This window comes from Affinirhizobium straminoryzae (assembly GCF_007004135.1).
In the GTDB taxonomy this organism is placed as follows: domain Bacteria; phylum Pseudomonadota; class Alphaproteobacteria; order Rhizobiales; family Rhizobiaceae; genus Neorhizobium; species Neorhizobium straminoryzae.
Genome location: NZ_VJMG01000005.1, coordinates 31,776 through 45,975, shown reverse-complemented (window position 1 = coordinate 45,975; position 14,200 = coordinate 31,776). Strand labels below are relative to the sequence as shown.

Annotated in this window: 11 protein-coding genes; 2 read left to right on the top strand and 9 right to left on the bottom strand. The window is 66.8% G+C overall.

Going from position 1 to position 14,200, the window contains the following annotated elements:
• Nucleotides 1-222: 222 nt before the first annotated feature.
• From FNA46_RS01970 to FNA46_RS01960, 3 genes are read right to left on the bottom strand one after another with little or no spacing between them, the layout of a single operon-like run.
• Nucleotides 223-1,596: an FAD/NAD(P)-binding protein gene (locus FNA46_RS01970; protein ID WP_142880662.1), complete on the bottom strand. Its 1,374-nt coding sequence runs from the start codon at nt 1,594-1,596 to the stop codon at nt 223-225.
• 49 nt (nt 1,597-1,645) lie between these two features.
• On the bottom strand, nt 1,646-2,104 hold the full coding sequence (locus FNA46_RS01965) for an RrF2 family transcriptional regulator (RefSeq protein ID WP_142880661.1): 459 nt from the start codon (nt 2,102-2,104) through the stop codon (nt 1,646-1,648).
• 47 nt (nt 2,105-2,151) lie between these two features.
• Entirely contained in the window at nt 2,152-2,436 is a 285-nt protein-coding gene (locus FNA46_RS01960) for a hypothetical protein (RefSeq protein WP_142880660.1), read from the bottom strand.
• 292 nt (nt 2,437-2,728) lie between these two features.
• On the opposite strand from FNA46_RS01960, the gene FNA46_RS01955 reads away from it, so the two are divergent.
• On the top strand, nt 2,729-4,537 hold the full coding sequence (locus FNA46_RS01955; protein WP_185969688.1) for an SLC13 family permease: 1,809 nt from the start codon (nt 2,729-2,731) through the stop codon (nt 4,535-4,537).
• 15 nt (nt 4,538-4,552) lie between these two features.
• On the opposite strand, the gene FNA46_RS01950 is transcribed toward FNA46_RS01955, so the two are convergent.
• Complete coding sequence (locus tag FNA46_RS01950) at nt 4,553-5,101, bottom strand: TetR/AcrR family transcriptional regulator (protein WP_142880658.1); 549 nt, start codon at nt 5,099-5,101, stop codon at nt 4,553-4,555.
• Between the two features lie 87 nt (nt 5,102-5,188).
• Between FNA46_RS01950 and FNA46_RS01945 the strand changes: the two genes are divergently transcribed.
• Nucleotides 5,189-6,709: an MFS transporter gene (locus tag FNA46_RS01945; protein WP_142880657.1), complete on the top strand. Its 1,521-nt coding sequence runs from the start codon at nt 5,189-5,191 to the stop codon at nt 6,707-6,709.
• A 25-nt stretch (nt 6,710-6,734) separates the two neighbouring features.
• Here the strand turns inward: FNA46_RS01945 and FNA46_RS01940 are convergent, their stop codons facing one another.
• The 5 genes from FNA46_RS01940 to FNA46_RS01920 form a co-directional block, all read right to left on the bottom strand.
• Entirely contained in the window at nt 6,735-7,793 is a 1,059-nt protein-coding gene (locus FNA46_RS01940) for an ATP-binding protein (RefSeq protein ID WP_246102784.1), read from the bottom strand.
• Nucleotides 7,783-8,493: a response regulator gene (locus FNA46_RS01935; RefSeq protein ID WP_142880656.1), complete on the bottom strand. Its 711-nt coding sequence runs from the start codon at nt 8,491-8,493 to the stop codon at nt 7,783-7,785. Before FNA46_RS01935 ends, FNA46_RS01940 begins: the two co-directional genes overlap by 11 nt.
• 2 nt (nt 8,494-8,495) lie before the next feature.
• Entirely contained in the window at nt 8,496-11,627 is a 3,132-nt protein-coding gene (locus FNA46_RS01930) for a multidrug efflux RND transporter permease subunit (RefSeq protein WP_142880655.1), read from the bottom strand.
• Nucleotides 11,628-11,639: 12 nt separating this feature from the next.
• Nucleotides 11,640-12,830, bottom strand: coding sequence for an efflux RND transporter periplasmic adaptor subunit (locus FNA46_RS01925; RefSeq protein ID WP_142880654.1), 1,191 nt, complete (start codon nt 12,828-12,830; stop codon nt 11,640-11,642).
• A 447-nt stretch (nt 12,831-13,277) separates the two neighbouring features.
• Nucleotides 13,278-14,063, bottom strand: a complete 786-nt coding sequence (locus FNA46_RS01920; protein ID WP_210245844.1) for a DUF6683 family protein — start codon at nt 14,061-14,063, stop codon at nt 13,278-13,280.
• Nucleotides 14,064-14,200 lie beyond the last annotated feature (137 nt).

The following is a 14,200-nucleotide window of genomic DNA, read 5'->3' as shown; positions in this document are numbered from 1 at the left end:
CTGCTGAAGCGCTGCCCAGACTGGTTCGATGGGCTATTCGATCTGGATTTGGCATGCTTCACTTTCATGAGACATTGCCACGAAAATGCTGCCGGAATTGCGTCCGGACTGCATGAAAGCACGAAGATGGAGCGTGTGGGGCGCCGGTCACCTGAAGCGTCCGTCCGTCCGGTTCAACGTGAACCTGACGGACGGGCTATTCTTTTGCTTTCCTGACAAATTCTAACGGCGGTGGCTGACGGGCGTCTCGATCGCCTGCGGCTGGTCGTGGTCGAGCAGGCGGGCGGCCAGTCGTGCCGCCTGTTCGCGAATGTCGGGAACGGCCGTGATTTCCCAATGCGTAGCGCGGGTGAGGGGGCCAAGTCCGAAGATGCGGGCATGGCTTCGTCCGGCCTGATCCACCAGTCGATCGTCGCGATCGAAGACAAGACCGAGACCAAGCGGATCGATCGCCGCCTGTCCTTCACCGATCAGCGAGGCAAGCAGCGGTGTTGTGATCGGCGGCTGCAGCCGGCGAAAGCCACGGCAATCGATGGCATACTGCGCGGAAAGTGTTTCCAGCGTCCCGCTGCCGGCAGCACGATAGGTGATGCGGGTTTCGCCGTCCTCGCGGGCCGCCCCCTGGAAGGCGCCGCGCAGGATGGACAGCTGGCCGTTGGCGAGCAGCGCCCGGATCCTCGTCTCCGATTCCGGCGGCATGCGGTGGCGGTGCGTGTCCCAGAGGCTGGAAACATGGCGCAGAAAGCGCGCGCGGCTTGCCGCCGGCAGGTGGCGCCAGAGCGCCTGCGTATGCGGCCGCAAGCCATCGATCACGTCGCGCCAGTCGCCGCCGGTCGCCACGTGATCGTGAATGGTGGCGCGCATCCAGCGCAGCAGATAGGCAAGGCTGGTGCCAAAGGGAATATCGGCTGCCGAAAGCTTCAGCGGCCGGGTCACCCGATGTGGCTGCGGCAAAAGCCCCCGCCGCGACAGGGCATAAATCGGCGCGCGATGACCGCGCCCCAGCAGCGACAGCACCATGTCCACCATGGTCAGCCCCGTGCCGATGAGGATCACGGGCCTGTCCGGATCATGCTTGGTTGTGGGACACCAGGGATCTTCAAGTGCCGTCTGAGAGCGGCCGTCGCGGGCATAGCCGGTGGCGAGAATGGCATGGTGGCAGGGAACGACGCTGCCATCGGCGAGCTTTACCTCCACGCCATGCGCATGCTCGGTCAGCCCCACGCATTCCTGCCGCAGGAAGGCAAGGCGGGGCACGGCGGACTGGCCGCTGCCGTCGGCAAGCAGCTCCTGGAGATAGCGGCCATAGACCTTGCGCGACACGAAGCTCATCGGTTCGCCGGAGCCCAGCCCCTCGCGCGCCAGATAGCGGGAAAAATGATCCGGCTCGTCCGGAAAGGCGCTCATGTTCTGCACGCGCGTGTTGAGGATATGGCAGCTGTCCGGCGTGGAATAGGCAATGCCGCAGCCGATCTCGTGATGGGCTTCCACCAGGGTGAGGCGCAGTTGCCGGGGCGTTTCGCGCTGTCTGAGCAGATGGGCCGCCGCGAGCGTTCCGCTGGCGCCGCCGCCGATAATGACGATATGAAGGGTCATCGCATGTCCTCCGCAAGCTGGGGCCGGGACGGAAAGCGACCCTGTCCCGTCAGGATGATGCCAGTGCGGCGGCGAGATCGGATGTCTCGTCGTCCACCATCTGGCGCATGGCACTCAGCGACTTGTTGTCCAGCACGGCGGCGATCGCCTCGCGCACTTCCAGCATGGTCAGACGTACGGCGCAGGCCGTCTCGTCCCTGCAGTCGTGGCAGCGGGAATAGGCCGTGCGACTGGCACACAGGATGGGGGCCAGCGGCCCGTCGAGAACGCGCAGCACATGGCCGACCATGATCTCGTCCGGTGAGCGGCTGAGGCAGTAGCCACCACCCCGCCCCTTGCGGGCCACAACGAAACCGCTGTGGCGCAGGTCCGCCAGGATCGCGTCGAGAAACTTCTTGGAAATCGCATGCGTCTCGGCAATCTCCACGGATTGCGCCACCGCACCTTCGGGCAGGCCGGCAAGGTGATAGAGCGCCTTGAGCCCGTACTTGCCCTTCATCGACAACATGGAATGCGTTTTCCTTTCGGACGTCAGCAAGAAAACATCTCTTTCCGCTATATAGCGCGCTCGGCGCGGCCTTGCCATTCCTTCCGGGCATCGCAGCACTCCTCTGGTTCGAGGCCTTGACCGGCAACGGGATTTGCCTTGCTCTGTTCCCGGCGCTGGACGCCGGGGCCTGTTTCGAAAAGGGGATGATCGTGCCCGTGAATGCCGCTCGCCGCAGCACGGGCAGGGACGGGCGAGAGGGTGATCATCAGGGCAATGGCCATATAGGCCGCGATGAAGGCGGCCCATGCAAGCAGGCGGGGACCGGTCTTCAGCTGTCTGCCGTCACGCATGGGATGACCTCCGCAAGCAGGCCGCGCATCGGACAGGGCACCCCTCCCGAGGGGCCAGTCCATCCGATGCCGACATCACGCAGGTTAACGCAAATTAAAGGAATGTCTACTGCTCAAATAGACTGTTGGGCGTAAGCAGCCGGAAGGGCCAAAAGACCGGGGCCACGGCCCGGTTAAGGCAGGATCGGCCGGAAGGCGGGTCAAGGGCTGGCGTTGCCAGACAGATCGCCTATTCTGGCGCCGGGCTTTATAGTCGTCCAGAATCAGACGGGACGCGCGGGGAAACGCAAGGGTGACACCAGACCAGTTCCTCATCACGGTCCTTCTGCTGGTTCTGCTCGTGCTGTTTGCGGTGGATCGCTTCCGGGCCGAAACGGTGGCGATCGGCGGGCTTGCCGCGGCCGCCGTGCTGGGACTTGTGCCTGTTTCCGGCGTGTTTGCCGGCCTTACGGCGCCGGCCGTGGTGACGGTCATCGAGGTGCTGCTGATCGTGCAGGTGCTTGGACCCACGCGGCTGTTCGAACGGCTCGGCCAGAGCCTGCAGAGCCGCTTTCACCGGCCGCTGCCGCTCATTCTGGCGCTGTCGGCGCTCGGCGCCTGCCTCTCCACCGTCATGAACAATGTGGCGGCCTTTTCGCTGATGCTGCCGGCCGCCTTCTCCCTGATGGCCAGGGATCGCATTCCCGCCCGCTGGATTTTTCTGCCGCTCTCCTATGCCACGCTGCTCGGCGGGTTGTGGACGCTGATCGGCACGCCGCCGAACCTGATGGCCAGCACGCTTCTGCAGCAGGCGACGGGGCAGGGCTATGCCTTTCTCGATTTCGCGCCGGCCGGCATTGCGGCCACCATCGCCGGTTTTGCGGCCATGGCGCTGTGGCTGCCGTTCAGCCTGTTTTCCCGCCGAGGCGATCAGCGTGCTGTCGCTGAGGGCGGGACGGAGGCGGAGGCCGGGCCCGGCAGGGGAGAACAGGAGGGCGGCCCGGAGGATGTCGCCCCCGTCTATCGCCGGGTGATGTGCGAACTGGCGCCCGGCCCCTCCGCCGAAGGCGAGACCGCTGCCAGCCTGGAAGCGCGTCTGCGTGGCCGGCTGCGCAATGTGGTGCGCGAGGGGCGACGGCTCTTTCCATTGCGGCCGGACACGCCGGTCCTGCCGGGCGACCGTCTGCTGGCGGAGGCGGAACCCGCCGCACTCGATTTCTGCCTGTCCGCCGGCCTTGTGGTCTATGCGCGGGCGGGAGACGACAGGCGTCTGCAACGGGCCGGGGCCGTCGTCATGCCGCACAGTGTCGCCGTCGGCTCCTGCGTGGCGACCCTCCATCCACAGATTGCTGCGGGGGTTGCGATCCTCAGGGTGGAGGGCGAACCCACCCGCTTCGAAGGGCCGTTCGAGGAACTGCCGCTGCGGGTCGGCAACCTGCTGCTGCTGGAGGGGGCGGGGCCGGCGCTGAAGGCCTTCATCGGCTATTACGATCTGATCGAGGTGGCCACGGTGCCTTCGCCGCCCGTCAGCCCGCCGGGGTCAGGTGGTCTTCTGCCGCTTCTCGTCTTCGGATTTGGCGTGACGGTGTCCGCGCTCGGCCTCCTTCCAGCCGAGATCGCGCTCGGCGGCGTGGTTGCGCTGTTCTGCCTCGCCGGCTGGCTCGATCTGCGGCTTGCGCTGCGCAATCTCAACTGGTCGATCATCATGCTCCTGGTGGCCATGCTGCCGCTTGGCACCGCGCTTGGCACCACCGGGGCGGCCGCGGCCATCGCGCACGCGCTGACCGGCGCGCATGTCATCGACAGCGGGCCGATGGCGGTCTTTGCGCTGCTTGCCTGCGCCATGCTGATCACGCCCTTCGTCAACAACACCACGACGCTGGCCATTCTTGCGCCGATTGCGCTGGAAGTGGCCCGCGCCACCGGGCTGTCGCCGCAGATGCTCCTGATGGCCGTCACCATCGGTTCCTCGCTCGATTTTCTCACCCCCTTCGGCCACCACAACAACATGCTGGCCTTCAGCCTCGGCAGCTACCGTTTCGTGGATTTCCCGCGCTTCGGCTGGCCCGTTTCGCTCTGTTCCGGGGTGGCCGCCGGCATCGCGCTGCTGCTGTTCTGGTGAGGCGGGCAGACGCCCTCAGTCCTTCGGTGTCTCCGTCATGCGCCGCAGAACCGCTTCCACGTCGTCAAGCCCGGCCTTCCAGTTGCCGTCCTCGTCGAGTCCGGCAATGCGCATGAGGAATAGGCCTTCCACGGCGAGGAAGGCAACGCGGGCGGCCTGCAGGTCTGCGGCATCGCCGCCGAGACGGGCGAACACGCCGCGATACCAGTTGCGCGCCTCCTCGAGATTGCCGGGTTCCTGCAGGTAGCCGATCATCAGTCCCGCCATCTTGGCATTCATCGCCTGCTGCGAGGCGCGCATGGAACCGATGTAGCGATGCACCCGGTCGGGAGCGGTCAGCTGGTCGTCCGGCTCCAGCATGTCGTCGAACTGGCGCGTCCAGCGCTCCACCAGCGCCTGTACCAGCTGGTCCTTCGAGGCGAAGGAATATTGCACGCCACCCTTGGAAATGCCTGCTGCCTTCGCCAGCGCATCGATCGTCAGCGCCTTGGCGCCTTCCGTGCGCACGATCTCTTCCGCCAGATCCAGCAGCCTGTCGCGATTGATGGTCGGTTGCCTGCCCATGGCCGATCTTGCCCCTCTTGACCTTGTTTATTTAAATCCATACGTACGTATTTATAAACGTGATCCCGTCTGCATGCAAGGTGAACCATGCGCAAGACCTCCGCCGATTCCCGCCGCTGGCTGGTGCTGCTGGCCGTGATGCTGGCCTTTCTCCCCGTTGTTCTCGACATGACGATCCTGCATGTGGCGGTGCCGACGCTCACCCAGTCGCTCGGCGCCAGCAGCACCGAGGTTCTGTGGATCATCGATATCTATCCACTGGTGATGGCCGGCCTGCTCGTGCCGATGGGAACGCTGGCGGACAAAGTGGGCCATCGCCGCCTGCTGCTGACGGGCCTCGTGGTGTTCGGCGCGGCCTCCGGGCTTGCCGCCTTTGCCCCGGATGCCCGCATGCTGATCGGCGCGCGCCTGGTGCTGGCACTTGGCGGGGCAATGATCATGCCCTGCGTGCTCGGCATCATCCGTCGCGCCTTCGAGGACGACGCGGAGCGGGCGATGGCGCTCGGCCTCTGGGGCACGGTCGGTGCTGCGGGTGCCGCGATCGGTCCGTTGATCGGCGGCGCGCTGCTCGAACATTTCTGGTGGGGGTCGGTGTTCCTGATCAACGTACCGGTCATGCTGGTGGTCGCGCCGGCCTCAGCCCTGCTTCTGCCGCGCGCCGAGCCTGCGGGCACTGGCCGCTGGGCCTTCGGCCAGGCGCTGCTGCTGATTCTCGGCATGATAGCCACCGTTTATGCCATCAAGGCCGGTTTTGGGGCGAAGCAGCCGCTGCCGGTGGTGGCGCTGGTGCTTCTCTTCGGCCTTGCGATGCTTGGTTTCTTCGCCCGCCTGCAGTTGCGCTCGCGCCAGCCGATGCTCGATCTGTCGCTGTTTGCCCGCCCGGCAATCCTGGCCGGCATGATCATGGCCCTCGTGGCGACCGGGGCGCTTGCCGGCGTGGAACTGACGCTGGCGCAGGAACTGCAATATGTGCTGGGCAAGACGCCGATCGAGGCCGGCCTCTTCATGATCCCGATCATGGCCGCCGCCGCCTGCGGCGGCCCTGTCGCCGGGCGGCTGTCCGGCCTGTTCGGCCTGCGGCTGGTGGCGGGCCTTTCGCTGCTGGTCTCGGCCCTTGCGCTGGCCGCACTCGCCTTCACGGATTTCGGCAGGCCGGGCGTGCTGGTGCCGGGCCTGCTCGCCCTGCTCGGCCTGATGCTGAGCATCGGCCTCACCGCGTCTTCGATCGCCATCATGGGGGCGGTGGAAGCGGAGCGGGCAGGTGCCGCCGGCTCACTGGAAGCGACGGGCTACGAGCTGGGCACGGGGCTTGGCATCACGCTGTTCGGCGTCTTCATGTCGGCGGTCTTCAGCCATACCATCGTGCTGCCACCGGACCTTGCGCCGGCGCTGGCGGAGACCGCGGCGCGCTCGATCGGTGATACCTATCTGGTCGCGCGCCAGCTGCCGCCGGGGGAAGCGCAAGGCCTGATCGATGCCGGCCGGCAGGCCTTCACGGCGACCCATTCGGTGCTGCTGACCACGGCCGCAGCCCTGATCGGCGCGCTGTCCCTGCTCGTCCTTGCCATGCTGAAGAGCTATCGCCCCGTGTCGGGCGGGCACGGGTGAGGGATAGGGCCGAGGGTAATGCCCGTCAGATCTGACGCGGCAGGCGGATTTCCACGCCGAGTCCGGGGCCGTCGGGAGGCAAAAGCAGCGCCTCGCCGCCATGGGCGCGGGCGATGGTGCGCACGATCGGCAGGCCGAGACCCGAACCGCCAAGGCTTCGGCCGCGCGAATCGTCTGCGCGCCAGAATCGCTCGAAGGCATGAGTGCGGCTCTCCGCCGACAGGCCGGGGCCGGTATCGATGCAGCGGAACACCGCAAAATCGCCCGTCACGGCGGTTTCCACATGCACGCTCGCCTGCGGGGCATAGCGGCGGCAATTGTCCAGCACCGCGATCATGGCCTGGCGCAGCCTCGCCCGGTCGCCCCGGATCGCCACGCTGGCGAGCGAACGACTGACGGTGATGCCGGCCGCAGCCAGCTGGTGATCGATACCGCCGAGCGCGGCCTCTGCCTCCTGCGCCAGATCGAGGCGCGCATACTGCAGATCCAGCTGCCCGGCATTGCCGAGCGCCAGCGTGCGCAGCTCCTCGACGATCCCCGAGAGATCGTCGACATGCTCGATCAGCCGGCCGTAAAGCTCGGGGCTCGGCTCGAAGACGCCGTCCAGCAGGCCCTGTAGCCGGCCGCGCAGGATGGTGAGAGGCGTGCGCAGCTCGTGTGCGATGGCGGAATTGGAATAGCTGAGCTCGGCCTCGGCGCGCTGCAGACGTTCTGCCATCTGGTTGAAGTCCGCCACCAGATCACCGGCTTCCTTGAAGGTGCGGGGCGGAAGGTCGGCGCGGGCGGAAAAATCGCCCTCCGCCAGCCGGCGGGCTGCCGCTGCGACCGATTTCAGCGGCACGATCATCGGGCGGGCCAACCGCCAGCCGAACAGCAGGGCGGCTAGGATGGCGATCCCGAGCAGCAGACCCAGCATGACGGCGTCACCGAGACGCCAGCTGTCATCATAGGGCGGGGCGTCCGGATAGAGCCAGTCATAGATGAAGAAGAAATAAGCGAGAAGGCCGAAATAGACCACCGCGCAGGCAAGCAGCGTCAGGCCGATCATGGCCCGCACGATGCGCGTGTTCAGGTTATCGCGCATCGGGAGCATCCAGCCGGTAGCCGACGCCGCGCACGCCGCTCAGAAGGCCATCGGCGCCAGCCGCCGCAAGCTTGCGGCGCAGATTGCTGACATGGCTGTCGACAGTGCGATCCAGCGCCTCGCTTTCCGGCAGGCAGGCATCCACCAGTTCCGAGCGCTCGAAGGCGCGGGCGGGCGAGGCGGCCATGTGCGCGAGAATGCGGAATTCCGTGCGCGTCAGATCGAGCGCCACGGGGCCGTTGCCGATGTCGATGGTGGCGCGATGTGCCTCGCGATCGACCGTCAGCGGCCCGATCCTGAGCAGGTGGCCGGTGCGCTCGCCGGAGCCCTTGCCGAGTGTGCGGCGCAGCACGGCCTTCGCGCGGGCGACGACCTCCAGCGGGTTGAAGGGCTTCACCACATAATCGTCCGCGCCGATCCGTAGCGCCTGCAGCTTGTCCAGATCCTCGGCCAGTGCGGTGACCATGATCACCGGTGTGTCGCCACGCCGGCGGATGGCCGCCAGCACCTCGTAGCCGTCCTGGCCGGGCAGCTTGATGTCGAGCACCACGAGATCCGGCCGCAGTCGCTGGTGGTGGGCAAGGCCGAGCGTACCATTGCCGGCGCTGATCGTGCGGAACCCCTCGCGCGCGAAATAGGTCTCGATGATCTCGGCAATTTCCGGCTCGTCTTCGATGATGAGGATCAGGGCATTGTTCATCGTCACTCTCTCGTGGCTGCATGCCCTTGCGGCTGGCGGGGTCGGGTGCCCGATCCGGTCAGGTGGCTGATTGCCACATACAGGACCGGCACGAAGAAAACAGCCAGCGCCGTTGCGGTCAACATGCCGCCGAACACGCCGGTGCCGATGGCATTCTGGATTTCGGCGCCTGCACCGCGGGCAATCATCAGTGGCACGACGCCGAGAAGGAAGGCGAGCGAGGTCATCAGGATCGGTCGCAGCCTAAGCCGCGCAGCCGTCAGCACCGCGCGGTGAAGGCCCATCCCGCCCTGTTGCAGGTGGCGCGCATATTCGACGAGCAGGATGGCATTCTTCGCGGCAAGTCCGATGATCGTGACGAGGCCGACCTTGAAGAAGACGTCATTGTCCAGCCCGCGCATGAGCACGGCGGTGACGGCGCCAAGGACGCCAAGCGGCACGATGAGCATCACCGCCAGCGGGATCGACCAGCTTTCGTAAAGTGCGGCCAGCACCAGGAACACCACCAGCATGGAGGCTGCCAGCAGCAGGGGCGCCTGCGAGGCCGACTGCTTTTCCTGCAACGACTGGCCTGTCCATTCGAGCGCAAAGCCCGGCGGCAGCTGTTTCGCCAGCTGTTCCATCTCCGTCATGGCCGCGCCGCTTGCGATACCGGGCGCCGCCGCGCCGGAGAGGCGGGCGGCCGGATAGCCGTTGTAGCGCGACAGCTGCAGGGGGGCTGCGTCCCAGGTCGGCTGGACGAGTTCGGAGAGCGGCACCATGCCGCCGGCGTCGTTGCGCACCTCCAGCTTCAGCACGTCCTCGATGCGCATGCGAGCCGGCGCATCTGCCTGCACGATCACCTGCTGCAGACGGCCCGCATTCGGGAAATCGTTGACATAGGTCGAGCCGATCGCCGTCGACAGCGTGGCATTGATGGCGGGGAAGGCGACACCGAGCGCCTGCGCCTTGCGGCGGTCGATGGACAGGGCAAGGCTTTCTCCATCCGGCAGGCTGTCGCTGCGCACGTCGGTGAGGCGCGGGCTTGCGGCGGCCAGCGCGATCAGCTGCCGTTCGGCGGCTTTCAGCGCTGCAAGTCCGCGGCCCGCTCTGTCCTGCAGCCGCAGCGAAAAGCCGGAGGTGCTGCCGAGCGATTCGATCGCCGGCGGCTTCAGGATGAGCGCCGTGCCCTCGGCGATGCCGGAAACGGCGGCCTGCGCCCGGGCAACCTCCTCGTCGGCGCCTGTGCTGCGGGCGCCCCACGGCCGCATGCTGGTAAAGGCCTGCGCGGCATTGGGGCCGGAACCGGACATGCCAAAGCCATAGATCACGGTATTTTCGATGATGTCGGGCCGGGTTTCGACATGGGCCTGATAGGTGGCAACCACCGCACGCGTGCGCTCCGCCGTGGCGCCCGCCGGCAGTTCGAACATCGCCATGAAGCTGCCCTGGTCCTCCTCCGGCACGAAGGAAGAGGGGATCATCCCGTAACCGAGGCCCGTGACGGCGACGAGCGCGAGATAGATCACCGCCATGCGCCCGCCGCGCCTGAGCAGTGCGCCCACCCAGCCGGTATAGCGGGCGGTCAACCGCTCGAAGCCGCGGTTGAAACGGCCGAACAGGCTCCCCGGAAGACCTTCGGGGGCATGTGATGCATGGGGCTTCAGCAGCGTGGCGCAGAGTGCCGGCGTCAGCGTCAGCGCCAGGAAGGCCGATAGCAGGATGGAGACCGACATCGACAGGGTGAACTGCCGATAGATGGCGCCAACCGAGCCGGCGGCAAAACCGATCGGCAGGAAGACCGCCGCCAGCACCAGGGTGATGCCGATGATCGCGCCGGAAATCTCCTGCATGGCCTGCCGGGTGGCCGCCTTTGGCGATAGACCCTGCTGGCGCATGATGCGTTCGACATTCTCCACCACCACGATGGCATCATCGACGATGATGCCGATCGCCAGAACCATGCCGAACATGGTGAGCACGTTGATGGAATAGCCCGCCGCCAGCATCACCGCGAAGGTGCCGAGCAGGGCGATCGGCGCGACGATGGCCGGGATCAGCGTGTAGCGGATGTTCTGCAGGAAGAGCAGCATCACCAGGAAGACCAGCACCATGGCTTCCGCGAGCGTCTGCACCACCTTGGCGATGGAGACTTTGACGAAGGGGGCCGTGTTGTAGGAAATCGAGGCCTGCATGTCGGCGGGCATGGTCGCCTCAAGCTCGGCAAGGCGCTGCTCGATGGCATTGGAAGTCAGCACCGCATTGGCGCCCGGCGTCATCTGGATGGCGGCAGCGGCGGCCGGCCGTCCATTGCTGCTGACGCTGAAGGCGAGCGACTGGGCGCCAAGCTCGACGCGTGCCACATCCGAGAGCAGCAGGCGGCTGCCATCGGCGCGGCTGAGCAGCGCAATGCCCGCGAAGGCCTCCGGCGTCGTCAGCTGTCCCTGCACCGTCAGCGGTGTGGAAAGCCGCGTGCCCGGCACGGTCGGTTCGTCGCCCACCCGACCGGGGGCGATCTGGACGTTTTCGCGCGCGATCGCCTCGGTGACATCGGACATGCCAAGCCCATGAGCGGCAAGCTTTGCCGGATCGACCCAGATCCGCATGGCTCGTTCCGCGCCGAACTGCTGCACGCGGCCGACGCCCGGCAGGCGCTTCAGCTCCTCGCCGAGATTGCGCACCATATAGTCGCCAAGCGTCAGTTCGTCGGTTTTTCCGCTCTTCGACTTCAGCGTGATGACCATCAGGAAGCCGGATTCGGCCGCCTCCACGCTGAGCCCGCCGCGACGCACCGCTTCGGGAAGCCGTGGTTCGGCATTCTTCAGCCGGTTCTGCACATCCACCTGCGCCAGTTCCGGATCAGTGCCCGGCCGGAAGGTGACGGTCACGCTGGCATTGCCGGTCGCGTCCATCGTCGTGTCGTAGTAGAGCACGTTGCGGACGCTCGACAGTTCCTTCTCGACAGGGGCGACCACGCTGTCGCGCACGGTCTCGGCGCTCGCGCCGGTATAGCTTGCAGAAATGCTGATGCTGGGCGGGGCGATGTCGGGAAAGCGCGCCACCGGCAATTGCGGCAGCGCCACCAGCCCGGCAAGCGCGATGAAGATGGCGATCACCCAGGCAAGAACCGGGCGTTCGATGAAGATCCTTGACATGGGAAATGACCTTTAAGGCTGTACGGCGCCGGCCGATGTGGCATCGCGGCTCGATGCCGGTTGAGGGGCGGTGGTGGCGTCGGCGTCAAGGGGCGTGACGGGGATGCCGTCCTGGACCCGGTCCTGGCCGCGAATGACCACACGCTCTCCCGCTGCAAGCCCGTCGGTGACGATGACCCGTTCGCCAACGGTTTCGCCGAGCGTGACGGAGCGGCGGCTCGCCTGTCCGTCGCTTGCCACCACCACGATCTCCGGCCGGGTACCGGCGCGCAGCACGGCATCGGCCGGCACCAGAAGCGCCTTCTCCAGTCGTGCCCGCGGGACGCGCGCCCGCACATACATGCCGGGCAGCAGCGACAGATCAGGATTGTCCACTGCGACACGCACCGGGGCGCTGCCGGTGCCGGGATCGACGACGACATCCGCAAACCGCAACGTCCCGGCCTTGAGGGGGCGGGCCCCCTCTTTTCCGACGGCGATGGTGACGGGCCCGAGTCCGGTTGCATCGGCCTCTGCCAGCGCCTCCAGCTGGCCGGCGGGAAGGCGCAGATCCACATAGACCCGATCGACCGCCTGCAGCACGGCAAGTGGACGATCCGATTGCGGGTTGGCAAGCGCCCCCTCGTCGGCGAGCGTTGCGCCGACATAGCCGCTGATGGGCGCGCGTATGGTAGCAAAGGCAAGATCCAGCCGGCGGCGCTCCACCACCGCCTTTGCCTCGGCGAGGTTGGCGCGGGCGGTCAAGAGATCGTTGCGGGCGCTTTCGCTCTTCTCGAGGCTCGTGGCATTGCCCGAGAGAAGCGCCGCGGCCCGTTCGGCGGCACGGCTTGCATGCGCTTCCGCCGAAACGGCCCGCTGCAGCCCGGCTTCCGCTGTGGCAAGCTCCGCCTTGAGGATGGCGGTGTCGATCTCGAACAGAACCTGTCCGCGTGTGACAGCCATGCCCTCGCGGACCAGGCGCTGCGTGATCACGCCGCCGACCTGAGGCCGGATCTCCACCCGCCGCTCCGCCGCCACGCGGCCGGTCAACTCGTCGGAGAGGATCACGGTTTCGGGAACGAGCGTCTGCACGACGACCTGCACCGGCTGAAGGCGCGCGGATGACGCTGCCTCGTCCGCCGAACCATCGAAACGGACCAGCAGGACGGCTGCCGTCACGGCCGTGCCGAACAGGGCGAGAAGGAAAAGGCGGGAGGATGACATCTGAACTTTCCGGGTTGCCGAATGAGCAGTTCCGGCGATCCTCCGGGTCATCGCCCCGGGTGTCGCCTTCGGCACTGCATGAAGGCAGGGAGAGCGCTTCCGGCAAATTCGTTCGGGCAATCCGTCTTCACCGGAAACGCTTTCCCTGGCGATCCCGTTCTCATGGGCCCGTGAATGTCGCGCCGAGATTGTGTGGAGATTTGGTGGAGACGCAGGCCGCTGCGGCGGTTTGGACGCCGTGACGCTCATTTCAATGACGACATCGCCGTTTTCCAAGGCTGGGAGGCGAATGGGGGTGGCGCCTGCGGTTGCAGCCAGACAGCTCACCCGCCCGGAGGCAAAGAGGGCCGGCGGGCAAACGGAGTGGCGGCGCGGGCGCAGGCTGTTCAGCCGCCCGCGGCTTACGGGCCGGCTACCGTCGCTCGGCGATGTTTCGCTCGGAGTCGCTTACCGCCTGGCCTGATCCGCCGCGGCAAAACCCTGCGGCGTGAGATCGAACCTGTCCACATCGATGCCGAGGCTGCCTGCATTCTTGCGGGCGGCAGCGCGGACCTGTTCAAGGCGGGCCGGGGTGCCCTTCGCCTGTTCCACGGCGCCATCGATCAGCATGGCCTGCACCAGCAGCGCCTCGGCGAGTTCCTGCTTATCGGCGCTCGAGGCCCGGGTCATGCCGCCGGCATTGCGCAGCGCCAGCACCATCTGCGCGCGCACGGCCAGGAGCGTCGCGCTTTCGGGCGTGTCGTTTCGTCCGTGTGCCGCCTGCCAGACCGTCAAGAGCCAGAGCGTATAGGCATCGGCAAGATTGTCGATGCGCAGACCTTGCGGGCGGATCAGTGCGTCGATCCTGGAAATGATGTCGCCATCGGCAAACAGGCGCTGCAGGTCTGCCGCGCCGGCCGGGTCGGCGGCCCGCGTCCTTTCAATGAAACGGGCGAGATTGGCGCTGCGGCGGGCCGGCGAGGGTGTGTAGCGGAGCGCGGCAAGATCGGCCGGTGTCACCTCCCGTACCGGCGGCAGGTCCCCGTCATCTGCATTCGGGGTGCCTGCACCGGGCTGGCTACCGCCGGCGCGGTTGCGCGCTTCCGCTTCCTGGTTCAGCCGGTCCTGCAGCAGCAGGCCGAGCGTATCGGTGCGCGCGATCGAGGGAACAAGCGTGCTCCAGACCCAGATATCGCCCACTTCGGCCCGTGCACCGACGCTCCCGCCGAGGAGCATTGCAACCGCTATCGCCACCCGTCCCCTCATCCTGCTCCCTCGTTGTCCAGCCCGCTTGCCCCTCTGCGCCCCCTCGCTGTTCGCGAAACGTCGCATGACAAACGCCCGTCAACGCGGGAACGGGCAACATGTTCCCACAGGGCGAAGGGAGCGGA

What these genes read in the sequence shown, in the direction of transcription:
- FNA46_RS01970 (WP_142880662.1), bottom strand. Translation starts at nt 1,596, where the DNA reads ATGACCCTTCATATCGTCATTATCGGCGGCGGCGCCAGCGGAACGCTC.
- FNA46_RS01965 (WP_142880661.1), bottom strand. Translation starts at nt 2,104, where the DNA reads ATGTTGTCGATGAAGGGCAAGTACGGGCTCAAGGCGCTCTATCACCTT.
- FNA46_RS01960 (WP_142880660.1), bottom strand. Translation starts at nt 2,436, where the DNA reads ATGCGTGACGGCAGACAGCTGAAGACCGGTCCCCGCCTGCTTGCATGG.
- FNA46_RS01950 (WP_142880658.1), bottom strand. Translation starts at nt 5,101, where the DNA reads ATGGGCAGGCAACCGACCATCAATCGCGACAGGCTGCTGGATCTGGCG.
- FNA46_RS01945 (WP_142880657.1), top strand. Translation starts at nt 5,189, where the DNA reads ATGCGCAAGACCTCCGCCGATTCCCGCCGCTGGCTGGTGCTGCTGGCC.
- FNA46_RS01940 (WP_246102784.1), bottom strand. Translation starts at nt 7,793, where the DNA reads ATGCGCGATAACCTGAACACGCGCATCGTGCGGGCCATGATCGGCCTG.
- FNA46_RS01935 (WP_142880656.1), bottom strand. Translation starts at nt 8,493, where the DNA reads ATGAACAATGCCCTGATCCTCATCATCGAAGACGAGCCGGAAATTGCC.
- FNA46_RS01930 (WP_142880655.1), bottom strand. Translation starts at nt 11,627, where the DNA reads ATGTCAAGGATCTTCATCGAACGCCCGGTTCTTGCCTGGGTGATCGCC.
- FNA46_RS01925 (WP_142880654.1), bottom strand. Translation starts at nt 12,830, where the DNA reads ATGTCATCCTCCCGCCTTTTCCTTCTCGCCCTGTTCGGCACGGCCGTG.